Origin of the sequence: Lysobacter lycopersici (genome assembly GCF_007556775.1) — a bacterium.
Classification (GTDB): Bacteria; Pseudomonadota; Gammaproteobacteria; order Xanthomonadales; family Xanthomonadaceae; genus Pseudoluteimonas; species Pseudoluteimonas lycopersici.
Window position 1 is genome coordinate 1,519,074 of sequence record NZ_CP041742.1, and the last position, 23,087, is coordinate 1,542,160.

A 23,087-nucleotide genomic window follows, 5' to 3' on the forward strand; every position below is an offset into this window, starting at 1 on the left:
GGCCGCGGCCATCCTTCCTTCGCACAGGGGAAACGACATGAAGGACAACCCTCGCGCCGATCTCGGCAAGCTGGTCCTGCGCCTCGCGCTCGGGCTGCTCATCCTGCTCCATGGCATCGCCAAGCTTCGCGGCGGCCTCGACCAGATCACCGGTCTGGTCGAATCGCACGGCCTGCCCGGCTTCATCGCCTACGGCGCGCTGGTCGGCGAAGTGCTCGCGCCCTTGATGGTGCTGGCCGGTTTCTACGCCCGCATCGGCGGCGCGCTGATCGCGTTCAACATGCTGGTCGCGTTCGCGCTGGTGCACATCGGCCAGCTCGGCCAGCTCAACGAACAGGGCGGCTGGGCGCTGGAACTGCAGGGCATGTACCTCGCCGCTGCGGTCGCGATTGCGCTGATCGGACCGGGACGCTACAGCGTCAACGGCAAGTAAGCACTGGCGTCATGCCGCCGTGTTTTCCACCGGCGGCGGTTGCAGCGAAGCCGCGACTTCCTCGAGCTCTTCGATTTCATGGTCGAGCGCGTCGTGGAACTCGGCTTGGCGCGTCATCAGGTCCTCGAACTTGCCGGCCTGCTTGAGCTTCTTCAGCTGCCCGTCGAACAGCAGCCACTGCGCGGTGAGCTGCTCCACGTAGTTTTTCGAGTAGTGCCGCATTTCCTTGAGCTGGGACAAGGTGTCGTTGACCTGTTCCAGCGGCGATTTGGTCTCTGCCGTCATGGCGATCTCCTTGGCGGGATTCGCCAGCACGGTAGGTGCGCGAAGCTGGATGGTTCCGGAACGCTGGAATTCACGCGGAATCCACGCGATTCGATTCCCCCTCTCCTGCCCTGCGGGCATCCTCCCCCTCAAGGGGGAGGAAAAAGCAAAAAACTGCACGACAGTTTTTTCCTCTCCCCTTGTGGGGTGAGCGGGGATTTCGAGCAGCGAAGCTGCGAGCCCGCGAACGCCTGTCGGCATGTAGGCCGACAGGCCCGGGCGTGGTGGCGCGTAGCGCCGGGAGAGGGGTCACCGCGCCGGCAACGCCCGCGGATTGCGCAGCACCAGCGCCGAGACCAGCGACACCAGTACGCCGACCGGGAAGATTTCCACGAACGTCATCGGCAGGCGAAACAGCGGATTCGCGTACTGGATCTTGAACGCTTCCATCTGCGCGGTGAGTGTCGCCAGCGCGGCCGCATCCGCGCCGTTCGCCTTCGCGTTTTCGATGACCGACGCGGCGTAGTGCGAAGCGAAATCGCCCACCACCGTGGCCTGCGCCACTTCCCAGGCCAGCACGTAGAACACGCTCGCGACGAACGAGATCGCCAGGCCCATGCCGAACGCCGGCCAGAAGCGGATCACCCCGCCGCGATCCACGTCGCGGTGGTGCTTGATGCCCATCGCCACCGCGCTCAGCGCCACCAGCATCGTGAGGTAGCCCAGCGCCATGCCGAGCATGCCGTGCGGCATTTCCTTGCCGAACGCCAGCAATGTGCCCCACATGCCGGCGGCCACCACCAGCCCCGCAATGACGCCGTACTTCAGGATGTCGCGTCCCATCGTCCCGCTCCCCTTGGTTGGAATGCCCGCATTGCAGGCGATGCACGACGCCAAGTCCATCGCCCGAAGGGGTGATTCAGGGCGATTCACCCGTTACGGCAGCTCCGGAATCGCCAGGTCGCGCGGCGGATCGCCCCAGGCGCTGGTCCGCAGTTTCGGCGGGATGTGGCCGACGTCGCCGACCGCGATCACGTGCGCGCGGCCCTTCGCGTCGATGCGGATGGTGGTGATGCTGGCGTTGCCGATGGACATCGCCAGCCACGCGGTGGTGTCCACGCCCAGCGCGCGCGTGACCAGGTAGCGGATCACGTTGCCGTGGCAGACCAGCAGGTCGCTGCGGTCGTGATCCGTTGCCGCGGTGAAGAAACGGGCGTAGACGCGATCCAGCTTGGCCTTGCACGCGGCCATGTCGGCGGGCTTCTCGGTCTTCATCACGTCGCCCAGCGGCGTGGGCGGCGTGCATTCGGCGAGGTCGTCGACGACTTCGAATTTCCGATCGGGGAAATCGTCCTTGCCGATCACCGCCGCGGTGTCGCGCGCCCGCTGCATCGGGCTCGCGTACAGCCCGTCGAACGGCGGCAACGTCGCCAACGCGTTCGCGGCCAGGTGCGCCTGCGCGACCCCGATCGGCGACAGGTGCGGCCCGATGTTCTCGTCGACGGATGGATCCGGGGCGTAGTTGCCGTGGCGCACCAGCACGATGGTGTGCACCGGCTCGTCGGCGGCATGCGCGGGCGCGAACGCGCCCAGCGACAGGGCGAGGCAAAGCGGGATCAGGATTCTGCTCATGCGGGGAGTATCGCGCGCTTTCCCTCTCCCCATGAGGGGTAAGCGGGGATTTCGAGCAGCGAAGCTGCGAGCCCGCGAGCGCCTGTCGGCATGCAGGCCGACAGGCCGGGGCGTGGTGGCCGAAGGCCGGGAGAGGGGAATTACCGCTATTCCACCAACCCCAACTCCCGCGCACGCCGCACTGCGTCCGTGCGCCGCGTCGCGCCGAGCTTTTCGTACAGCCGCGCGACGTGGGTCTTCACCGTGTTCGGCGACACGTCCAGGCGCCGCGCGATTTCCTTGTTCGAGAATCCCGCCGCAAGTTCAGCCAGCACTGCGGCCTCGCGCGGGCTGATGCCGAGTTCGGCCAGCGCCTTGGGGTTGCCGTCGAACGGCGGCGCGTCATGACGCCGCCCCAGCACCCGCGCGCCGATCCACAGCCCCAGCGCGAGGAAGCCGGCGGCCAGCAGCGCGTCGTACACCGATTGCGGGTACAGCCGCGCCATGCGCTGCAGGTCCAGCCACTGCAGCGCGAACGCGCCGAGGGCGAGGATGGCGGCGTAGAGGAGGATGTGTTTCCACATGGGGAAAGGGTACGACGCTTTCGCTTTTCCTCTCCCCCTGTGGGAGAGGGTGGCGCGCAGCGCCGGGAGAGGGGCTCCCCCAAGCCACGCTATAGTTTGGCTATGAGTCGCGACATCGAATCCCTTCGGTCAAAACTCCGTCTCTTCGCGGAAGAACGCGACTGGGACAAGTTCCATTCGCCGAAGAACCTCGCGGCGGCGCTTTCGGTCGAAGCCGCCGAACTGCTCGAACATTTCCAGTGGCTCACCGAAAGCGAGAGCGCGACGCTTCCGAAGGAAACCCATTTCGAAGTTTCGGACGAACTCGCCGATGTCCTGCTTTACCTGATCCGGCTCGCCGACAAGCTCGATATCGATCTGGTTCAAGCCGCGGAACAGAAGCTGCTCAAGAACGCGGAGAAATATCCGGTCGAGAAGTCCAAGGGAAAGAGCACCAAGTACACCGATCTCTGACCTTCTGCGACCCGGGGAATTCCTTGATCGTTTACCAGTCAACGAAAGAGCGATTCCTCGACGACAGCGAAAACCGCGCGATCGAGGACGTCATCGCCAGCGCCTACCTGCAGCGGACAGGCCGCTACGCATCGCAGGCGGAATTCCGCGCTTGGCAGCAGTCCCTGACGCGCATGGCCGACGTCCTTCGCGACGACGACCTGCCGGCTTCCATGGGCGTTGGCGTGGAATTCGGCATCCCGCAAACCGCGAAACGCATCGATTTCATCCTTTCAGGGGAATCCGAAGCCCGTGAACCACGCGTTGTCATTGTCGAGCTGAAGCAGTGGTCAAGTTCCAGGATCTCCGACAAGGATGGACTCGTCTTCGCGAACCGGGGCGGGTACGCCGAAACGGAAGGCCCGCACCCCTGTTACCAGGCTTGGTCGTACGCGGCATTGCTGGAGGGCTTCAACGAGGCCGTCCACGAGGGCGACATCGGGCTGAACCCTTGCGCCTACCTGCATAACTACCAGCGCGACGGCATCATCGATGCTGCTGAATATTCCGCCTACCTCGAGAAGGCGCCGCTGTTCCTCCGCGGCCATGCGGAGCAACAGAAGCTCAGGGATTTCATCAAGCGGCACGTCAAACACGGCGACAACGGCGAGTTGCTGTTCAAGATCGAAAAGGGCCGGATCCGCCCTTCCAAGATGCTGGCAGACAGCCTTGTCGGCATGCTCCGCGGCAACCGCGAGTTCGTGTTGATCGACGACCAGAAGGTCGTTTATGAAGAATGCATTGCCAAGGCGGTCAAGGCATCCGAGCCGCGCAAGCAGGTCGTAATCGTCAAGGGCGGGCCCGGCACCGGGAAATCCGTCGTCGCAATCAACCTGATGGTGGAACTGACGAAACGCGGGCTCTTGGCGAAGTACGTTTCCAAGAATGCCGCCCCGCGAGCCGTTTACGAGCAACGGCTCAAGGGGCATAGGCGCAAGGTCGAAATTTCCGCCATGTTCGGGGGGTCCGGGGCATTCATCGATGCAGAGCAAGGCTTCTTCGATGCATTGATCGTCGATGAAGCCCATCGCCTCAACGAAAAAAGCGGCTACATGGGAAACCTCGGAGAAAATCAGATCAAGGAACTGATCTCCGCGGCGAAATGCACAACGTTTTTCGTGGACGACGATCAAGTCGTTACATTGAATGACATCGGCCATTCGCACGAAATCGAGAAGTGGGCGAAGCAATCCGGGGCGGAGATTTCATATCTCGAGCTCGCATCACAATTCCGTTGTGCCGGGTCCGATGGTTACCTCGCGTGGCTGGATGACGTCCTCAGGATCCGGCCGACTGCGAACGATGATTTCGACCATGGGAGTTTCGATTTCCGCGTCGTCGATTCTCCTTCCGAGCTATATGAACTGATCTCGGGCAAGAACCGGGTCAACAACAAATCCCGCGTTGTTGCGGGCTATTGCTGGGACTGGAAGAGCAAACGGAATCCGGCCGCATTCGACATCGAATTCCCTGACTTCGGCTTTCGGAAGCAATGGAACCTCGGCGTCGATGGGAGCTTGTGGATCACGGCGCCGAATTCCATCGAACAGATCGGCTGCATCCACACCTGCCAAGGGCTGGAAGTGGATTACGTCGGCGTCATCATTGGCCCCGACCTCGCCGTCCTCGATGGCCACCTCGCGACCGATCCTTCCGGTCGATCGAAGATGGATCGATCCATCCGTGGCTGGAAGACGCTGATGCGCAGCGAGCCGGAACAAACTCGCGAACGACTCGACCGCATCATCCGCAATACTTATCGCACCCTGATGACGCGCGGCATGAAGGGATGCTACGTGTTCTGCACGGACCCCGCACTGCGGAATTATCTCCGGCAACGTTCCGCCTGAGGATTCGACGCCCCCAACCCGCCTTCGGCACCCTCTCCCCGCACGCGGGGAGAGGGAACATCAAAGGCACGGGTACACTCCCCCAAACCGCGTCGGGGGAACCGCATGTCGTCCAGCCAGTTCCAGTTGCTCAAGCAGCGCCGCTTCGCGCCTTTCTTCGCGGTGCAGTGCCTCAACGCCTTCAACGACAACGTGTTCCGGCAGGCCATCATCGGCCTGCTGTTCTGGCTACAGGCCACGCCCTCCGAGCGCACGCTCTACGCCAGCCTCGCACCGGCGATCTTCATCCTGCCCTACTTCCTGTTCTCCGCCACCGCCGGGCAGATCGCCGAAAAACTGGAGAAGGCGAAACTGATCCGCATCACCACGGTGATGGGCGTGGCGATCATGCTCGTCGCCGCGCTCGGCTTCGCCCTGCACCACCTGCCGTTGCTGCTGGCCGCGCTGTTCGCCACCGGCGTGCATTCCACCCTGTTCGGGCCGGTGAAGTACTCCATCCTGCCGGCGGTGCTGCACCCACGCGAACTGACCGGCGGCAACGGCCTGGTGGAAATGGGCACCTCGGTCTCGATCCTGGTCGGGATGATCGTCGGCGGACTCATCTTCAGCATCGGCGGCACGGCATCGCCGTGGCTTGCGGGCGCGGCGGTGCTGGCATTCGCCCTGGCCGCATGGCTCATGAGCCGCGCGATTCCCGACGCGGGCGCGAACGCGCCGGACCTGCGCATCAACTGGAACCCGTTCACCGAATCCGCGGCCGTGCTGCGCCTCGCGCGCAAGCAATTGGCGGTGCGCAACGCGGTGCTGGGCGTGAGCTGGTTCTGGTTCGTCGGCACCGTGTTCGCGACGCAGCTGCCGGACTACGCGCCGCTCAACCTCGGCGGCGGCAACACGCTGTACGTGTTCGTGCTGGCGCTGTTCTCCATCGGCACCGGCGTGGGCTCGATGTTGTGCGAGAAGCTGTCCGCGCGCACGGTGGAAATCGGCCTGGTGCCGCTGGGCGCGTTCGGCATGAGCGCGTTCCTGTTCGACCTGTACTTCGCCCGCAGCGGAATGGCGGTCGCGACGAACCTCGACATCGCCGGATTCCTGCACCAGCCCGGCACGTGGCGAATAATCATTGACCTGGTCGGGATCGGCCTGTTCACCGGCTTCTTCGTGGTGCCGCTGTTCGCGCTGATCCAGAGCCGCACGCCGAAGACCGAACTCAGCCGCGTGATCGGCGCGCTCAACATCCAGAACTCGGGCTTCGTGGTCGCGGCCTCGATGATCTGCCTTGCCCTGCGCGAATGGGCGCACTGGAGCATCCCGCAGATCTTCCTCGCGCTGGCGGTGGCGAACACACTGGTGGCGATCTGGATCTTCACCATCGTGCCGGAATTCCTTATGCGCTTCCTCAGCTGGCTGCTGGTGCGCGGGCTGTACCGGCTGCGCGTGCAGGGCATGGACCACATCCCCGACGAGGGCGCGGCGCTGATCGTGTGCAACCACGTCAGCTTCATGGATGCGCTGGTGTTGAGCGCGGGCATCCCGCGCCCGGTGCGCTTCGTCATGTACTACAAGATTTTTGAGATCCCGGTGATGAAGTGGATCTTCAAGACCGCGAAGGCGATTCCCATCGCCGGCGCACGCGAGAACCCGGAACTGATGCAGCGGGCGTTCGACGCGGTGGACGCGGCGCTGGCCGAAGGCGAGCTGGTATGCATCTTCCCCGAAGGCGCGCTGACGAAGGATGGCGGGATCGCGCCGTTCAAGTCGGGCGTGGAGAAAGTCCTCGAGCGCCGCCCGGTGCCGGTGATCCCGATGGCGCTGCGTAACATGTGGGGCAGCATGTGGAGTCGGCGCGATTCGCGCCTGGGCCGCATGCGCGTGCCGCGACGCCTGCGCGCGTACGTGGAAGTCGTGGCGGGAACGCCGGTCGATGGCGCGGCCGCGACGGCGGAATCGCTGGAAGCGAAGGTGCGCGCGTTGCGCGGGGATGCGGCGTAGCAAGCCGTTCCCCTCTCCCCTTGTGGGAGAGGGTGGCGCGCAGCGCCGGGAGAGGGGTCAAGCAGTCGACTCTAGCATCCGCAGGATTTCCTCGAGCACGTCGTCGGTATCGCGCAACACCGCGTCGTTCCAGAACCTCAGCACTACGAATCCCTGCGATTCGAACCATGCAGTACGCGCGTCGTCCCATCCGACGGCATCCAAATGCTGTGATCCATCGACCTCGACGGTCAACCCGCGTTCGAAGCAGACGAAATCGACGATGTAATCTCCCAGCGGTTGCTGGTGTTTGAACTTGAATCCCCGAAGCCGCGCTGCACGCAAATGCCGCCACAACCGCGATTCCGCTTCGATGGAGGCGAACCGCAAGTCTTTTGCGAATGGGAGCAATGATTGGCGCATGCGGACATGTTCGCCATGCCATGCATGCATTTGGATCGGGGGACTCCGAAACGCGGTGAGATAACCCCTCTCCCGCCCTTCGGGCACCCTCTCCCACAAGGGGAGAGGGAACAATGAGCGCCTAACTCACCCACCCCGCGATGACGAACAGTGCGATCACCGCGAGCCACGCCACCAGCGTGCGCCAGACCAGGCTCATCGCGTCGCGCAGTTCCGGCATCGGGCCGAGATCACGGGCGATTTCGGAATCGGTTTCGCCGGCATCGGCGTAATCCTGCGCATCGTCGGCGAGTTCGCTGCGCACGCTGGCGCGGCCGACTGCACCGAGGAAATCCGCGTTCGCGTCGAAGCCGGCACCGCCGTTCTGCTTCCACGCCGACAGCACGGTGTCGAAATCGCCGACCAGCGCCATGAACAGCGCCATCAGCTGCGATACCGGCCAATCCAGCCACGCGAGCAAACGTTTCGCGCCCGCGGCGTTTTCGTCCGGAAGCAACGCGGCATCGTCTTCGGCGGCGAGCGCGGCGAGGCGATACAACGCGGCGCCGAACGCGCCCAGCAACAGGAACCAGAACAGCACGCCGAACCAGCGCCGGCGCGCGGCATGGAGCACGGCGACAATGAGTGTCGGCATGTCGCTGCCACTCGGCGACAGGCGCGAAATCGCGGCGTCGCGCGCGGCGATGTCGGGCGCATCGACGATGACATCGACGTCGAGGTCGAGGTCGCGCGGGCCCCAGCAGTAGAACAGCACGCCGATGCCGAACAACAGGCCGACTGCGCCGTACAACGGCGTGTCCAGCATCCACTGCAACAACGCGACCACGAGCAGTGGCGGCAACAGCGCCAGCGCAATGCCCCAGCGCCCGTGCCAGAAGCCGCCTGCTTGCGACTTCGCGCCGATCCAGCGCAGCCCATCATCGAACCAGCCATGCCGGCGCACCGCTTCGGCCAATCCTTGCGCGACGTGGCCGAGCACGAGTGCGAAGACGGCGGCGGCGAGGGTCATGAACATGGAATCGATTCTAGCCCGAGGCCACCTGCTCTCGTCCGGCGCGTTCGCCGGCAAACCAGCGTTCCACCAGCCAGCGCGAAATCGAGATCGATGGCGACAGCCGCAAGCCGCCGGGCGGCGATTCGCCGCGCAACGCGAGATCGACTTCCACGCGCGTGAACCAGCGCGCGTCCTCGAGTTCGTCGTCGACTTGCGGCACGTCGGGTTCGGCTTCGGCGACGAAGCCGAGCATCAGCGATCCGGGGAATGGCCACGGCTGCGAGGCGAGGTAGCGGCTGCGCAGCACGCGCACGCCGCTTTCCTCGCGCACTTCGCGCACGATGGTCTGCTCCAGCGATTCGCCGGGTTCGACGAAACCGGCGAGCGTCGAATAACGATGTTCCGGCCAACCGGCCTGGCGCCCGAGCAGCAGGCGTTCGCCGTCGGTGATGGCGACGATGACGGCGGGATCGGTGCGCGGGTAGTGTTCGGCGCCGCAACGCGTGCAGCGCCCGAGCCAGCCGGCGCGCACGAACGCATTCTCGCCGCCGCAAACGCCGCAGAAGCGATGCCGATCGCGCCAATGGCGCATCGCCCGCGCCTGCGCGAACAGCGAGGCGTCGAACGCCGGCCACGACGCGGCGGCGCTGCGCAGGTCGGTGCGCGTTTGGTTCGCATCGGCGACGCGTTCGGCATCGATCGCGAACCATGCCTCGCCGCCGCGCACGCCGAGCAGCAGCGCGTGTTCGAATCCGTTTTCGAGCATTCGCGCGGGAACGAGCAGCGGGCGATCATCGCCTGCAGCGAGCGCGCGGCCTTCACCATCAATCGCGATCAGGTTCGCGTTCGACCAAAGTCTTGCGAGCGCTTCGATATCGCCGCGCAGGTCGTCGGCGCGGTCGAGGCTGGCGTCGGTGAAGGCGAAGGGCATGCGCGGATTATCCGCTTTTGCCTGTTGTTTGCCCCTCACCCGCCTGCGGCACCCTCTCCCCGCATGCGGGGAGAGGGAAAAGATCACACGGTGAAGCTGCTGCCGCAGCCGCAGGTGGTCTTGGCGTTCGGATTGCGAATCACGAACTGGGCACCGTGCAGGCTTTCGCTGTAGTCGACTTCGGCGCCCATCAGGTATTGCAGGCTGAGCGGATCGACCAGCAGGGTCACGCCGTCGGTTTCCACCGCGAGGTCGTCCTCGCCCTGCGCTTCGTCGAATTCGAAACCGTACTGGAAGCCGGAACAGCCGCCGCCCTGGATGTAGGCGCGCAGCTTCAGGCCGGGATTGCCTTCCTCGGCGATCAGTTCGCGCACCTTGGCCGCCGCCGCCGCGGTGAATTCCAGCGGGCGCGAGAGCGCGTGGTAATCGGGGGTGGCGACGTCGTTCATGCCCACAGCATGGGGGCCGGGGCCCTGCGCTTCAAGCGCCGGGCGGCGTGGCGCTGACGGCGTCGGCCCAGGTGAAGGACTGTTCCACCGCGCTGCCGCCGCCAGGCTGCAGGCGCACCACGACGCGCACCGGCTTCATCCCCGCCGGCAGCAGCAGGTCGCCTTCGACCTGCTGGAAATACTTGAACGAATACGGCAGACCGGCGGCATCGGCCTGTTGCCGCAGCGTCGCCCAGTCCGCCTTCTGCATGCGCCCGTCGACGCTGCCTTCCACCGAGATGGTGAGACGACCGCTGCTGACCGCGCCGCGGTTGAGGTTCTGGGTGAGCGTGGCGGTGAACTTCCACACCTGCGCGTCCTGCGCCTGCAATTTCAGGTCGTGCACGGCGAGGCCGTGGCGCTGGCCGGTGGCGCCGACGAAGCGTTCGTAGAAGGCGACATCGGCGCGTAGGCTGGCGATTTCCTCGTCGCGCTCGGCGAGCGTGGATTGCAGGTCGCGGTTGGCATCGCGGCTGATCTGGTCGGAACGCGACAGCGTGGCGACGCGCTGTTCGAGGTCGGCGATGCGCGCCGCTTGTGCGTGCGTATCGCCCGGCGCTGGCGACAGCACCCGCCACAGCCCCCAGCCGCCGAACGCGAGCGCGAGCACGAACGCCGCGATCAACGCATAGGCGACGCCGTGGCCGTGCGCCTGCGCGGCAACGGTTTCGGTCGCCTGCGGCTGCGGCTGCCGTTCTTCTTCCATCGTGCCGGTATAGCGAGGGCTTTAAGCCGCCGTCAAGCCGGCGCCGCGTATAGACTGCGGCCGTGCGGCCCGTCCGGCCGCGCTGCATTGCGGGGAATGCCATGTCCCAGGCCCATCTCTTCGCCATCGGCGTGCTGCTGGCGTGGCTCGCCGGCATCCGCGTCTATCTCACCGTGTTCGGCGTCGGCATCGCCGGCTATTTCGGCTGGCTGCACCTGCCCGAAGCCCTGCAAGTCACGCAATCGCCGTGGGTGCTGGGCGTGTCCGGCGCGCTGGCGCTGGCGGAATTCTTCGCCGACAAGATCCCGGGCGTGGATTCTGGCTGGGACTTGTTGCATACGCTGCTGCGCATCCCGGCCGGCGCATTCCTCGCCGCGGCCGCGTTCTCCCCCGACGGCCAGCTCAGCGCGGGCATGCTCGCTACCGGCGCCGGCGCGGCCTTGGCCAGCCACGCGCTGAAAACCGGCACGCGCGCGCTGCTCAACACTTCGCCCGAGCCGGTCAGCAATTGGACCGCCTCGGCGACCGAGGACGTCACCACCCTCGGCGCGCTGGCGCTGGCGTTCGCTCACCCATGGCTGGCGCTGGCCCTGGTGGTGGCGATCAGCGTCGCCTTCGCGCTGTTCGTGTGGTGGCTGTGGCGCGCGCTGTTCCGCCGCAAGCCGCGCAGCGTGAAGCAAATCGCGTGAAAGCCGGTGGAAACGGCCAAACCGGGCATGGCCGGTCCGGGCCGCGGAATGCGTGGCTCTGACATGAGCCGGGGCGGGGCCGATAATGGCCTGCCCACCCGCAAAGAGTGAGCCCATGCCGCTGCCGCCCGCGCCTTCGCAACCTCCCGAGACCGACGCCGGGGCTACTCCAAGCCTCGAGGCCGAAGCCATGGGCGATGCGCCGGCCGCGGTGGGGAACGCGACCGAAGGCGACGAACCCTACCGCGTGCTGATCGTCGAGGACGATCGCAGCCAGGCGCTGTTCGCGGAAAGCGTGCTCGGCGGCTCCGGCATCCAGACCCGCGCGATCGCGGAGGCCGCCGGGGTGCTGCCGGCGCTGGAAGAGTTCCAGCCCGACCTCGTGTTGATGGACCTGCACCTGCCGGACATGGAAGGCACTTCGCTGACCCAACGCATCCGCGCGCACGAGGAATTCGCGCACGTGCCGATCGTGTTCCTCACCGGCGATCCCGATCCGGAACTGCAATACCAGGTGCTGGAAGTCGGCGCCGACGATTTCCTCAGCAAGCCGATCCGCCCGCGCCACCTGATCGCCGCGGTGCAGAGCCGCGTGCAGCGCGCGCGCGTGTTGCGCCGCCTGCAGGGCACCGGCCAGCAGGACCTCAACCCGACCACCGGATTGTTGCACCGTCCGGAATTGATGCGCCGCATCGCCGCGCATTCGACCGGAACCGGCGGCGCGCTGTGCGTGGAAATCCAGAACGCCGGCGCGCTGCGCGACCGCTACGGTTTCGCCGGCTTCGAGCACCTGATGAACGAGGCCGGCCGCAACCTCGCCGCGCTGGCCAACGGGTTCGATGCCGCGCGGCTCAACGACAACGTCTTCGCCATGTTCGCGCCGGTCGCGGACGAACCCGCGCTCGAAGGCCTGTCGCGCAACCTGCGCGACGGCATCGGCCGCGACGGCATCGACATCGCCGGCACGCCGCAGCGCCTGCGCGCGGCGGTGGCCTACGCCACGTGCGCCGGCAGCAAGCCGGGCCAGTTGCTCGACCATGCGATGGAAGCCTTGCGCGAGGCGCGCACCGCGCCGCTCGGCATCGCCGCCTACCAGGCGCCGGTACACGACGCGCGCGACGACCGCCTGCTCGCATTGCTGCGCGACGCGCTTGCCAACGACGGCCTGCGGCTTGCGTTCCAGCCGGTGGTTGCGGTCGATGGCGGCGAGGAAGCGCAATTCCAGGCGCTGATGCGCCTGCCCGAGGACGACCGGCCGATGCATTCCGCGCGCGAAGTGCTGCCGCTGGCCGAAGCCAACGGCCTGATGCCGGAGATCGACCGCGCGGTGCTCGCGCGTGCCATCGGGCACCTGGGCGATCGCGAGCCGGATACCCCGCTGGTACGCCTGTTCGTCAGCCATTCGCCGCGTTCGCTCGCCGAAGGCGGCCATGTCGAATGGCTGCGGCGGGAACTCGATGCGCGCGGCGTCGCCGCCTCGCAACTGGTGCTGGACCTGCGCCTGGACGACGCGCTGGTGCATTCGGAGGAACTCGCGCCGGCGCTGGCGCGGCTCGCCGATGCCGGCGTCGGCGTCTGCCTCAGCCAATACCTGCACGGCAGCGAGGCCGACGTGCTGCTCTCGCAATTCCCGCTGCAATACGTACGCCTGTCGCCGCGCTATACCGCGGCCGACGCCACCGCCGCCGAACGCGACGAGGCGCGCGGGGTGATCAAGCGCGCGCATGCGCTCGGGTTGCGCGTGATCGGCCCGTCGGTGGAGGATCCGCGCGCCGCCGCGGCCTTGTGGAGCAGCGGCATCGATTACCTGCAGGGCAACCTCGTGCAGGAACCCGAGCACGCCCTCGATTTCGATTTCCAGACCCCGGTGCTGTAGGGCCTGTTCATGCGATCCGGACAGACCACGCCGCGACTTGGTGCGCGCGAGGCAAGGAAGAACGAGAGAACTTATGTCGATAAGTGACCGAGTGATGACGCCGCATCGCGCACAACCCAGTGCGGCCCTGCGGGTTGTCGTGTCCGCTCACGATGCGCCCGCGCGCAGTTTGGCCACGCGGCCAGCCTGCCCCTCACCGCGCGCGAACACCTGGCGAACGGACACGGCAACGTGGTTCTGCCCGGATCGCGTGAGCAGGCCCTGCCAGTGAACGAACGTCGCCCGCTGCTGACCACGCGCTGGCTGGCGCTCGGCGCCGGCGGCGGCGCGGCATGCGCGCTGGCGCTCGACCAGTTCGGCCTCGCCGGGCCGTGGCAGAAGATCGCGCTGCTGCTGGTGTTGCTCGCGATGTTCGCGATCAGCGCCTGGCTGTACGCCACCCACGAGCGCGAGATGGACTTGAGCAAGACCAGCGAGAAGGCGCGGCACGGGCAGGAACTGATCGAACAGTTGCAGCAGGAAATCGACCACCACACCCGCCTCGAGCAGGAACTGACCCAGGCCAAGCAGGCGGCCGAATCCGCGGTATTGGCGAAAGGCGAGTTCCTCGCGACCATGAGCCACGAGATCCGCACGCCGCTCAACGGCATCGTGCCGATGCTCGACCTGCTGCTGCAGGGCCAGCTCTCGGCCAACCAGCTGGAGATGGTGCGCACCGCGTACTCGTCCTCGCAGCAGTTGCTGCGCATCGTCGACGACATCCTCGACTACTCCAAGCTCGAGGCCGATCGCCTCGAACTGGAAACCACCAACTTCAACCTGCGCGAACTGCTGGAGAACGTGATCCGGTTGATGGATCGCCCGGCCGAATCCAAGGGCCTGCGCCTGTACCTGCACCTCGACCCGGGCGTGCGCCTGCCGGTGCGCGGCGACCCGGTGCGGTTGCGCCAGGTGTTGACCAACCTGATCAGCAACGCGGTGAAGTTCACCGAGAAGGGCTCGGTGTCGGTGCACGTGCAGCGACTGGGCGAAACCGCGGCGCAACACCAGTTGCGCTTCGAAGTCCGCGACACCGGCATCGGCATTCCGCACGAGGCGATGGAGCGGTTGTTCAGCGCCTTCAGCCAGGCCGACGCCTCGACCACGCGCCTGTACGGCGGCACCGGCCTCGGCCTCGCGATCTGCAAGCGCATCGTCGAACTCATGGGCGGGCGCATCGGGGTGAAATCGGAAACCGGTCGCGGCACCGATTTCTGGTTCGAAATCCCCTTGCTCAAGGTGCATGGCGACATGCCGGCACGGGATGCCACGCACAGCGGCATGCGGGTGATGCTGCTCAGCAACGACCCGCGGCTGCGCATGCGCCTGAGCATGCTGCTGCCGAACTGGGGGATGCGCCTGACCGCGGTCGAAACCACGCAGGAAGCGCTGGACCGCCTGCGCGCGGCAGCCACGCAGGGCCCGCCGTGGGCGTACTCGGTAGTCGTCGCCGACATCGCCGGGATGCGCAACACCGCGATCGCGCTGCGCCGCAACCTGGAGCACCACGCGATCTACGGCCAGATCCGCCTGCTGTGCCTGTATGGCGAGGAAACCCCGCCCGAGGAATTGCGCGAACGCGCGACCCTGCTCAGCCGCCAGGCCCAGGATGGCGACCTGCGCGTCGCGCTTTCCGCGCCGACGCCCGCCGCCAGGGAGGAAACCGCGGAACCCGAACCCATGCCAAGCCAGCCCTTGTCCCCGCAACGGCGCATGCGCGTGCTGCTGGTCGAGGACAACCCGGTCAACCTGATGGTCGGCCAGCGCCTGCTCGGCGTGCTCGGCACCGATTGCGATGCCGCCGGCAACGGCGAGGAAGCCCTGCTGCGGATGTCGGCTTCGCGCTACGACCTGGTGCTGATGGACTGCCAGATGCCGGTGATGGACGGCTACAACGCGACCCGCCGTTGGCGCGAACTGGAACGCGATGCCGGCGACGGGCGCCACCTGCCGATCATCGCCATGACCGCGAACGCGATGGCCGGCGACCGCCAGAAATGCCTCGACGCCGGCATGGACGACTACCTCGCCAAGCCGGTGACGCGCGCCGAACTCGAACGCAGCCTGCATCGCTGGTGGCACACCGGCACCGCACCGGCGTCGGCTGCGAACATGCCGCCCGTGCGCACCGAAACGCCGACCCCGCCGGTAGCGGCCGCGCCGCTTGAAGCCGCCATTGCGCCGGCAAGCATCGCGCCCCCGCCCGCTTCGCCCGCGAGCGAGGCCGCGCCCTCGGTCACCATCGACGACGAAGTGCTGGAGGAACTGCGCGCCGTGCTCGGCGGCGAACTGGATCGCCTCATCCGCGTGTTCCTCGACGATGCGCCCCGGCAGATCGCCGCGCTGGAGGAAGCCGCGGTCGCTCCGGATTTCGAAGCGTTGCGCGAACACGCGCATTCACTGAAGTCGTCGAGCGCCAACCTCGGCGCGATGCAGCTTTCGGCGGCGGCGAAGCGGGTCGAACTCGGTGCGCGCACCGGCACCCTCGACCGTCCGGCGGTGGAAGTGGCGAAGATCGCCTGGGAATTCAAGCGCGCTCGCGACGTGCTGCTCGACGCGCTGCCGCGCGCCGAAGCCTGATTCGCGTCGTCAGTCGTTGTCCAGCTGCTGCGCGAGGTAGTTCTGCTCGCCGAGGCGCTCGACCAGCGACAGTTGCGTCTCCAGCCAGTCGATGTGCTCTTCCTCGGAATCGAGGATGTCGGCGAACAGCTTGCGGCTGACGAAGTCGTTCACGCCTTCGCAATGCACGACGGCATCCTTCAGCACCTGCAGGCCGTCCATTTCCAACGACAGGTCGCAGCGCAGGATCTCGGCCGGCGATTCGCCGATGCGCAGCTTGCCCAGCGCCTGGAAGTTCGGCAGGCCGTCGAGGAACAGGATGCGCTCGGACAGCCTGTCCGCGTGCTTCATCTCGTCGATCGACTCGTGGTACTCGTGCTCGGCGAGTTCCTTCAGTCCCCAGTTCTTCAGCATCTTGGCGTGCAGGAAGTACTGGTTGATCGCGGTCAGCTCGTTGTAGAGCACCTTGTTGAGGAATTCGATGACCTTGGCGTCGCCCTTCATGGCCGTGCTCCGCGTTGCGATGGCGCGACTTTAACGCCCGCGCGGAAACGACGTCGGAACGCGAATCGTCCGCGTTTCGGATCGGGATTGCGGAACGATCAGGCGGCTTGCGAGAGGATCGGCAACGCCGGCAACGTCTGCGCGGAGTGCGCTTCGTCGAGGATCTGCGCGGCGAGTTCGAGGCAACTGCCGCAACCGGCGCCCGCGCCGGTGCGCATGGTCAGCTCGGCCACGCTGCGGCAGCCGGCCGCGGCGACTTCGCGGACTTCGCGATCGGTGATGCCATTGCAGACGCAGACGTACACGAACGGCCCCGGGGCGGTGGAACTGGCGCCATTCGACCACGAATAAGAACCATTTTCAACTAGCCGGGTCGGCGCCCCCGTCCCCGCGCGCGGACACCGGCCGTGGCCGCCGCGAATACGGCCGCCGGCGCTGCGGGTCCTCGCGGACCAGGTGCGGCAAGGGCGGCGGGATCGCCTGCGCCCCGGCCACCTGCCGGGCGAACGGCGCCAGGTGCCGCAAGGCGCTGCAGTACACCCCGCGCTTGAACAGGACCACGTGCTCGGCGGGGTACCAGAAATCGACCCAGCGCCACTGGTCGAACTCGGGGTGGTCGGTCTGGTCCAGCCGCAGGTCGGCTTCCTCGCCGGTGAACTGCAGCAGGAACCAGACCTGCTTCTGGCCGATGCAGACCAGGCGCTCGTGGCGGCGGATGGCACGCTGCGGCAGCCGGTAGCGCAGCCAGCCCGGGGTCACGCCGAGCACGGCGACATGCTCGGGCAGCAGGCCAGTTTCTTCCTCCAGCTCGCGGTACATGGCTTCCAGCGGCGTCTCGTCGCTGTTCATCCCGCCCTGCGGGAACTGCCAGCCGTCGCGCCGCACGCGCCGCGCCCAGAACACGCGCCCGTCGGGGTGCATGAGCACGATGCCCACGTTGGGGCGATAACCGTCCGGATCGATCACGATGCGGACCTCGAAAGGTTTTGGCCAGGGGCCACTGCGCCCGACTCTGCCACGCCCGTGCTGAACGGACAAGCGCGCGGCCCGGCGATTTGACGTCGGGGCGAGCGGCAGGGAGAATTGCGCCCCCGCGCGCACTGCGCGGTCGTTTCGGCTATGTAGCTCAGCCGGTTAGAGCACAGCACTCATAATGCTGGGGTCGGTGGTTCGAGTCCACCCATAGCCACCAAACACTTCGATCGTGTCGAACGAAACCCTGCAGAGATGCGGGGTTTTGTTGTTTGGTGTCCCGATGAACCCAATGCGAACCCTTGCAATCCGCAGGCAACTGGGGGCAACTTTGGGGACAACTCGTCGCCCGCCCGAACCAACTTCGCTTGCCTCAGGCGTTTTAGGCCGGTGTCGCAAAAAAAGGACGCTTGCAACGAGCACCGGCTTTGGGGGGCTGAGATGACTACAACGGAAAATCTGCACTCGCAGCGTCGCGTGCTGCTTGATCTCACTTATCGCAATCGACTGCTCAATCTTCCTAAGAAGCCATCCAGTCGCTCGATCGTCGTCCACGATGAACTGAGCGCGCAGGTGCTCCCGTTGTTGCTGAACAAGAAGTCACTCAGCTTTTCGCCCGCACCAGAAAGCGCAGACGGCGATGAGCTAGTGATCGATGAACTCGTGCAGGATCAGGACGAAATCATCCTCCTGCAACCGGACGGCGATGAAGCTGACGAGCATGGCATCGCGGCGCGCCATTCGGATACAAAACTACAGACCAAGCTGAAGTCCGAGCACCTTCAGAAGCGACTCCTTGAAATCTACTACGAGTCCAGGACGATGCTGGAGGAGCAGGGCGTTAACGTCCTCTATCTCGCACTTGGACAATTGCGCTTTCGTGAGCGCGCCGGCTCGGAAGAGTTCCGCCGAGCACCTCTTGTTTTGGTACCAGTCTTGCTGGAACGAAAAAGCGCTAAAGATCGCTTTACTCTGAAGTGGAATGAGGAGGACCCACAGGAGAACCTCTCGCTCCGAGAAAAGATGCGTGTAGATTTCGGCATCGAACTACCGCCATTTCCCGAAACGGATGGCGTTGACTTGTGTGCGTACCTCGATGCAATCCGCAATGCGATTGCGGCGCAGGAAGGCTGGAGTGTGATTGACGATGCGATCCAGCTGGGATTCTTTTCCTTTGCAAAACTCTTGATGTTTCTCGATCTCGATCCAACTAACTGGCCGGAAGGCAAGGCCATCGACGCGAATGATCTCGTGTCTGGATTGTTGGGTGAGGGTTTTGAAGAGATCGACGTCGGTCTACCGAGCACGGCGGCGGCACTCGACGATCTCATTCCCGTCGCTGATCTCAAGCATGTCATGGATTGCGACAGCTCACAGGCGATGGCTATCGAGGCCGTCCGACGTGGGCAGAACCTTGTCATCCAGGGGCCGCCTGGCACGGGGAAGTCACAGACCATCGCCAACCTGATTGCCACGGCAGTTAGTGATGGCAAGAAGGTGTTGTTCGTTGCCGAAAAGATGGCTGCGCTCGAGGTTGTGAAGCGCCGCCTGGAAAACGTGCAACTGGGCCCGCTGTGCCTCGAACTGCACAGCAACAAGGCGAACAAGAAAACCGTGCTGGAAGAGTTGGGGCGCACGCTAGGCCTCGGTCGTCCCGCTGGAGTCGATGTGGAAGGTTCGATCGAGCGGCTCGACCAACTCAGGAATCAGCTCAACGACCACGCCAGAAAAATGCACGCGCCGATTGGCGCTGCGCAGATTTCCCCGTTCCGCATCGTCGGAATGCTATCGAAGCTGTTGCCGCTCTCAGGCCGGCCGACATATCAGCTGCCAGATGCGGCGCAGTGGACGCTACGCGATGCTGAGACGCGCGCCAATACTCTGCGTGAGCTGTGCGAACACCTACCTCGGGTAGGGGATGCCACGGCTAGCCACTGGCGCGGCGTCAACCACCCGCCGGTGATGCGACATCAGGCCGAAGATCTGATTGCTGCAACGGCGACGTTTGTGCCTGCACTGGATCGCGTCACTGCCGACGCTGGCGCACTTGCACGACAGCTCGGACTACCGCAGCCGGACACGCTAGCGGATCTCTCCAAGCAATGCACAGTTGGCGAAAGTCTGGCCAGAGCCCCAGAGTTCGATCGCGCCACCATCAGCTCGGGTGTGTGGTCCGCCGGCGTGGACACATTGAAAGAAGCCCTTCGGAGCGGCCGGACACTCAGCGAGGTTCTGGCGCGTCGCCAATCCCAAGTTGCTGCGGTGGCATGGGATTCGGACTGGCTGCCGCAGCGGCATCTAGTCGCCGACCATGGCCGCGGTCTATTCCGTTGGCTCAACGGACCCTACCGGGCGGCAATCAACCAACTCCGAAGCGTGACCTCGGCCGAATTCCCGAAGACGTACGAGGCCAGACTCGCCCTCCTCGACGATCTTATCGCTGGCCGTAAGGCGCAGCAGGTAGTGGCCGCCGTGGCCACCACCGCAAAGTCCGCATTCGGGTCGGTGTGGCGAGATCGCGATACCGACTGGGATCTAGCCGAGTCGATCCTGAGCTGGGTCGAGCAGCAGTCCGATGCGGTTCCCGGTATGGACATTCGTCAGCTTGCGTCGACTGTTGACAACCGGCATCCGCTCAATGCACTCGTTGTGCAGGCGCGTGCGTCTGCGGTCGCCTGCAAAGTCGAGTTTGACAAAGCCGTCGCCACGTTGCGCATGGACACTGCCGTCGCTCTGCAAGGGGTGGCCTTGGAGCACGCCAGCCTGCGGGCGCTGACTGCTCGGGCGTCGGGGTGGAATGGCGACGTTGAAGGCCTGATTGACTGGCTGGCCTACGCCGAGGTCATGCGTCGGGCCAACGAGCTCGGTTTGAGTGCGGCAATGGCCTCGCTCTCCGGGGATCCAGCAAGCCAACGATTGACGGTGGATCGGTTCTGGGCCGCGTATTACTTGCGGATGCTCGATGTTGCCGCACAGGAGTATCCGGATCTGCCCAAATTCGATGGCCGGCGCCATGAAGAGTTGATCAAGCAGTTCCGGGAATGGGACCGCAAGCGGCTGTTAGTTGCCCAGGTCGAAGCAGCTCAAGCGCACTTCCAGAACATGCCAAAATCTGCGGCTAACGCGGTCGGGAAACTGGGGATCTTGCGTAGCGAGATCGCGCGCAAACGCGGACACATGGCGTTGCGCAAACTCTTCAAGACCTGTGGTGCACCCATTCAGGCAATCAAGCCGGTCTTCATGATGAGTCCCTTGTCGGTGGCGCAATTCCTCGAGCCAGGCTCGATTGAATTCGATCTACTGGTGATCGACGAAGCCAGCCAGGTCGAGCCCGTGGATGCCCTGGGCGCGATTGCGCGTTGCCGTCAGATTGTCGTGGTGGGCGATGACAAGCAGTTGCCACCGACCTCGTTCTTCTCCCGCATCGTCGGGGGAGACGAATTGGACGAGCAGGAAGAAGGCGCCCAAGCCAAGGATCTGGAAAGTGTGCTCTCGCTCTGCGCCGCCAAGGGATTGCCGCAGCGGATGCTGAAGTGGCATTACCGCAGCCGACACGAGTCACTGATCGCCGTTTCCAACCGTGAGTTTTACGACGGCGAGTTGTTTGTCGTCCCAAGCCCAGATCGCGAACGACAGCAATTAGGACTGCGCTTTCGCCACTTTCCAGACGGCCGTTTCGATCGCGGCAACTCCTACAAGAACCATGTCGAAGCATTAGCCATTGCCCAGGCCGTGGTCGATCACGCCCGCCAAAATCCGCACCTGACGTTGGGCATCGGCGCAATGTCGGTCAGACAGCGCCAGGCGATCACCGACGAAATTGAACTTGCGCGCCGGCAACATCCGGAGCTGGAACAGTTCATCGCCAAACACGGGCACGAGCCGTTCTTCGTCAAGAACCTCGAAAACATCCAGGGCGACGAACGCGACGTCATCTTCATTTCGATCGGATACGGCCGCGCGAAAGGCGACGACAAGATGTACCAGAATTTTGGACCGCTAAATTCGGATGGCGGCCATCGTCGGTTGAACGTTCTGATTACACGCGCGCGTGAACGCTGTGAGGTGTTCTCAAGCATCGTCGCCGACGATATTCGCCTGGACGAGCGAAGCCGCAAGGGCGTCGTCGCGCTGAAGACCTTCCTTAAGTACGCCGAATCCGGTGGTCTTGGAATCCCAGTGATGACCGGCCGCGAGGCGGACTCACCCTTCGAGGAAGCGGTGCAGAATGTACTGGTCAAGTATGGTTTTCAGGTCGACAACCAAATCGGAGTGGCGGGATTTTTCATCGATCTTGCGATCGTCGATCCCGAGCAAACAGGCCGATATCTGCTCGGCTTGGAATGCGATGGCGCCACCTATCACTCCGCAGCATCGGCACGCGATCGCGACCGCCTTCGCCAAGAGATCCTCGAAGCGCACGGCTGGACCATCCACCGAATTTGGAGCACGGACTGGTTCCAGCGTGAGCAAGCTGAGACAGATCGTTTGCTGAATGCGATCGCGGCCGCCAAAGCGAACCGTCCGCGACAAGAAGCGTTTGCGACCATGCGTGCTGAGCCAAACCCGGCAACCACTCCAGCCGTGCAGCGGGAACAGTCACACCTCGTCACGGAGCCCGAGGGCTCCGGCGAAACGTACAAACAAGCCGACTTTGTGCCCGGGAATGCGGGCATGGCGCCGCACGAAGTGCCGTTGGGCAGCATGGCTTATACCGTAGAACGCATCATCGAGATCGAGGGCCCCATCCACGAGGAAGAAATCGTGGCACGCGTGCGCGACCTCTGGAGTTTGGGCCGAGCAGGATCTCGAATTCATGGCGCGGTGCAGGATGCAATCCGCCATGTGGCGCGCAAAGGAACCTTATCGTCGGAAGATAACTGCTACCTACTCAAGGGCGCTCCTGTCCGGGTGCGCGACCGATCGAATGCCGAATCGCGAACGCTGAAGAAGCCTGAGTTGTTGCCACCACAGGAGATCCATGAGGCAATCATCCGGCTCGCGCGTGACTCCCATGGGGTACGTCGGGGCGAAGTGGCGACGGCGGTTTCTCGAATGTTGGGCTTTCAGGCAACCAGTCAGCAGCTTCGCGACCGAATTGAGCAAGGAATAGATGCGCTCATCAGGGATGCGCGTCTTGAGCTCGATGGCGATGCATTGGTAAGAAAAGCATGAGCCTCGCTCTTCGGCGCCGAGTCATGGGGTTTTTGTTCGTGTGAACCGCGATCTTTACGCTTTGTGCCCACACAACGAACACCCCTCGCTCCACTCGCTGCTGCCGTCGACGTAGTGCTCCCGCTTCCAGATCGGTGCGCGGTGCTTCACGCCCTCGATCACCGCGCGGCAGGCGCGGAACGCCTCGTCGCGGTGGCGGCTGCCGGCCGCGACCACGACTGCGATGTCGCCGACCTCGAGCCGCCCATGCGTGTGCGCGACGTAGACGCGCAGTTCCGGGGCGATGTCGGCGAAGGCTTCGCGCGCCAGCGCCTCGAACGTGGTGCGCACCAAGGGTTCGAACAGGTCGTACTCCACCGCGACCACGTCGCGGCCGTGGTTGTGGCGGCGCACGCGGCCGACGAACAAGGCTTGGCCGCCGAATTCCTCGTGCGTCACGAATTCCAGCGCGCGCGCCGGATCGAGCGCCGCGTCGCGCGGCGCGGCGACGAGCGCACGAATAGCGGAGATGTCGACCGTGTCCATGCGC

At 65.1% G+C, this 23,087-nt stretch carries 21 protein-coding genes and 1 tRNA gene; 9 read left to right on the forward strand and 13 right to left on the reverse strand.

The window, feature by feature from the left end; translation table 11 throughout:
- Positions 1-37 precede the first annotated feature (37 nt).
- Positions 38-433, forward strand: a complete 396-nt coding sequence (locus FNZ56_RS07610; RefSeq protein ID WP_143879261.1) for a DoxX family protein — start codon at positions 38-40, stop codon at positions 431-433.
- Positions 434-442: 9 nt separating this feature from the next.
- Here the strand turns inward: FNZ56_RS07610 and FNZ56_RS07615 are convergent, their stop codons facing one another.
- The 4 genes from FNZ56_RS07615 to FNZ56_RS07630 all read right to left on the reverse strand — a co-directional run bounded on the left by FNZ56_RS07615 (position 443) and on the right by FNZ56_RS07630 (position 2,892).
- Complete coding sequence (locus FNZ56_RS07615) at positions 443-718, reverse strand: hypothetical protein (protein ID WP_143879262.1); 276 nt, start codon at positions 716-718, stop codon at positions 443-445.
- A 288-nt stretch (positions 719-1,006) separates the two neighbouring features.
- Positions 1,007-1,540, reverse strand: a complete 534-nt coding sequence (locus FNZ56_RS07620) for a DUF4199 domain-containing protein (RefSeq protein WP_143879263.1) — start codon at positions 1,538-1,540, stop codon at positions 1,007-1,009.
- A 93-nt stretch (positions 1,541-1,633) separates the two neighbouring features.
- Entirely contained in the window at positions 1,634-2,329 is a 696-nt protein-coding gene (locus FNZ56_RS07625; protein WP_185970688.1) for a histidine phosphatase family protein, read from the reverse strand.
- 146 nt (positions 2,330-2,475) lie between these two features.
- A complete protein-coding gene (locus tag FNZ56_RS07630) occupies positions 2,476-2,892 on the reverse strand; it encodes a helix-turn-helix transcriptional regulator (protein WP_143879265.1) in 417 nt (138 codons plus the stop codon).
- Positions 2,893-2,994: 102 nt separating this feature from the next.
- Here FNZ56_RS07630 and FNZ56_RS07635 point away from each other — a divergent pair, with 102 nt between their 5' ends.
- From FNZ56_RS07635 to FNZ56_RS07645, 3 genes are all read left to right on the forward strand, one after another.
- Positions 2,995-3,345 carry a nucleotide pyrophosphohydrolase gene (locus tag FNZ56_RS07635; protein WP_143879266.1) on the forward strand — a complete coding sequence of 117 codons (351 nt, stop codon included), beginning with the start codon at positions 2,995-2,997 and terminating at the stop codon, positions 3,343-3,345.
- A gap of 23 nt (positions 3,346-3,368) precedes the next feature.
- Positions 3,369-5,234 carry a DUF2075 domain-containing protein gene (locus tag FNZ56_RS07640; RefSeq protein ID WP_143879267.1) on the forward strand — a complete coding sequence of 622 codons (1,866 nt, stop codon included), beginning with the start codon at positions 3,369-3,371 and terminating at the stop codon, positions 5,232-5,234.
- A gap of 105 nt (positions 5,235-5,339) precedes the next feature.
- Positions 5,340-7,223 (forward strand): MFS transporter, encoded by a 1,884-nt coding sequence (locus FNZ56_RS07645; RefSeq protein ID WP_143879268.1) that lies wholly within the window; start codon positions 5,340-5,342, stop codon positions 7,221-7,223.
- A 57-nt stretch (positions 7,224-7,280) separates the two neighbouring features.
- Here FNZ56_RS07645 and FNZ56_RS07650 read toward each other — a convergent pair whose 3' ends face one another.
- From FNZ56_RS07650 to FNZ56_RS07670, 5 genes are all read right to left on the reverse strand, one after another.
- On the reverse strand, positions 7,281-7,655 hold the full coding sequence (locus tag FNZ56_RS07650; RefSeq protein ID WP_407070488.1) for an endonuclease domain-containing protein: 375 nt from the start codon (positions 7,653-7,655) through the stop codon (positions 7,281-7,283).
- Between the two features lie 91 nt (positions 7,656-7,746).
- Entirely contained in the window at positions 7,747-8,640 is an 894-nt protein-coding gene (locus FNZ56_RS07655; RefSeq protein WP_143879270.1) for a hypothetical protein, read from the reverse strand.
- A gap of 10 nt (positions 8,641-8,650) precedes the next feature.
- Positions 8,651-9,550, reverse strand: a complete 900-nt coding sequence (gene nudC, locus FNZ56_RS07660; protein ID WP_143879271.1) for an NAD(+) diphosphatase — start codon at positions 9,548-9,550, stop codon at positions 8,651-8,653.
- 83 nt (positions 9,551-9,633) lie between these two features.
- Positions 9,634-9,999, reverse strand: coding sequence for an iron-sulfur cluster insertion protein ErpA (erpA, locus tag FNZ56_RS07665; protein WP_143879272.1), 366 nt, complete (start codon positions 9,997-9,999; stop codon positions 9,634-9,636).
- A 31-nt stretch (positions 10,000-10,030) separates the two neighbouring features.
- A complete protein-coding gene (locus FNZ56_RS07670) occupies positions 10,031-10,744 on the reverse strand; it encodes a DUF6776 family protein (protein ID WP_246064535.1) in 714 nt (237 codons plus the stop codon).
- Positions 10,745-10,845: 101 nt separating this feature from the next.
- On the opposite strand from FNZ56_RS07670, the gene FNZ56_RS07675 reads away from it, so the two are divergent.
- From FNZ56_RS07675 to FNZ56_RS07685, 3 genes are all read left to right on the forward strand, one after another.
- Positions 10,846-11,433, forward strand: a complete 588-nt coding sequence (locus tag FNZ56_RS07675) for a DUF4126 domain-containing protein (protein WP_143879273.1) — start codon at positions 10,846-10,848, stop codon at positions 11,431-11,433.
- Between the two features lie 115 nt (positions 11,434-11,548).
- Positions 11,549-13,309 carry an EAL domain-containing protein gene (locus FNZ56_RS07680; RefSeq protein ID WP_185970689.1) on the forward strand — a complete coding sequence of 587 codons (1,761 nt, stop codon included), beginning with the start codon at positions 11,549-11,551 and terminating at the stop codon, positions 13,307-13,309.
- A 303-nt stretch (positions 13,310-13,612) separates the two neighbouring features.
- Positions 13,613-15,928 (forward strand): hybrid sensor histidine kinase/response regulator, encoded by a 2,316-nt coding sequence (locus tag FNZ56_RS07685; protein WP_246064780.1) that lies wholly within the window; start codon positions 13,613-13,615, stop codon positions 15,926-15,928.
- A gap of 9 nt (positions 15,929-15,937) precedes the next feature.
- Here FNZ56_RS07685 and bfr read toward each other — a convergent pair whose 3' ends face one another.
- The 3 genes from bfr to FNZ56_RS07700 form a co-directional block, all read right to left on the reverse strand.
- Complete coding sequence (gene bfr, locus FNZ56_RS07690) at positions 15,938-16,411, reverse strand: bacterioferritin (RefSeq protein ID WP_143879275.1); 474 nt, start codon at positions 16,409-16,411, stop codon at positions 15,938-15,940.
- Positions 16,412-16,509: 98 nt separating this feature from the next.
- Positions 16,510-16,716 (reverse strand): (2Fe-2S)-binding protein, encoded by a 207-nt coding sequence (locus tag FNZ56_RS07695; RefSeq protein ID WP_143879276.1) that lies wholly within the window; start codon positions 16,714-16,716, stop codon positions 16,510-16,512.
- Positions 16,717-16,771: 55 nt separating this feature from the next.
- Positions 16,772-17,377: an RNA pyrophosphohydrolase gene (locus FNZ56_RS07700; protein WP_143879277.1), complete on the reverse strand. Its 606-nt coding sequence runs from the start codon at positions 17,375-17,377 to the stop codon at positions 16,772-16,774.
- Positions 17,378-17,526: 149 nt separating this feature from the next.
- Between FNZ56_RS07700 and FNZ56_RS07705 the strand changes: the two genes are divergently transcribed.
- Together FNZ56_RS07705 and FNZ56_RS07710 are read left to right on the forward strand one after the other, a co-directional pair.
- A tRNA-Met gene (locus FNZ56_RS07705) sits at positions 17,527-17,603 on the forward strand.
- A 221-nt stretch (positions 17,604-17,824) separates the two neighbouring features.
- The gene (locus FNZ56_RS07710; RefSeq protein WP_185970690.1) at positions 17,825-22,558 is read left to right on the forward strand and encodes a DUF3320 domain-containing protein; all 4,734 of its coding nucleotides are present in this window, start codon (positions 17,825-17,827) and stop codon (positions 22,556-22,558) included.
- A gap of 54 nt (positions 22,559-22,612) precedes the next feature.
- Here the strand turns inward: FNZ56_RS07710 and FNZ56_RS07715 are convergent, their stop codons facing one another.
- Positions 22,613-23,083 carry a molybdenum cofactor biosynthesis protein MoaE gene (locus FNZ56_RS07715; protein WP_143879279.1) on the reverse strand — a complete coding sequence of 157 codons (471 nt, stop codon included), beginning with the start codon at positions 23,081-23,083 and terminating at the stop codon, positions 22,613-22,615.
- Positions 23,084-23,087 lie beyond the last annotated feature (4 nt).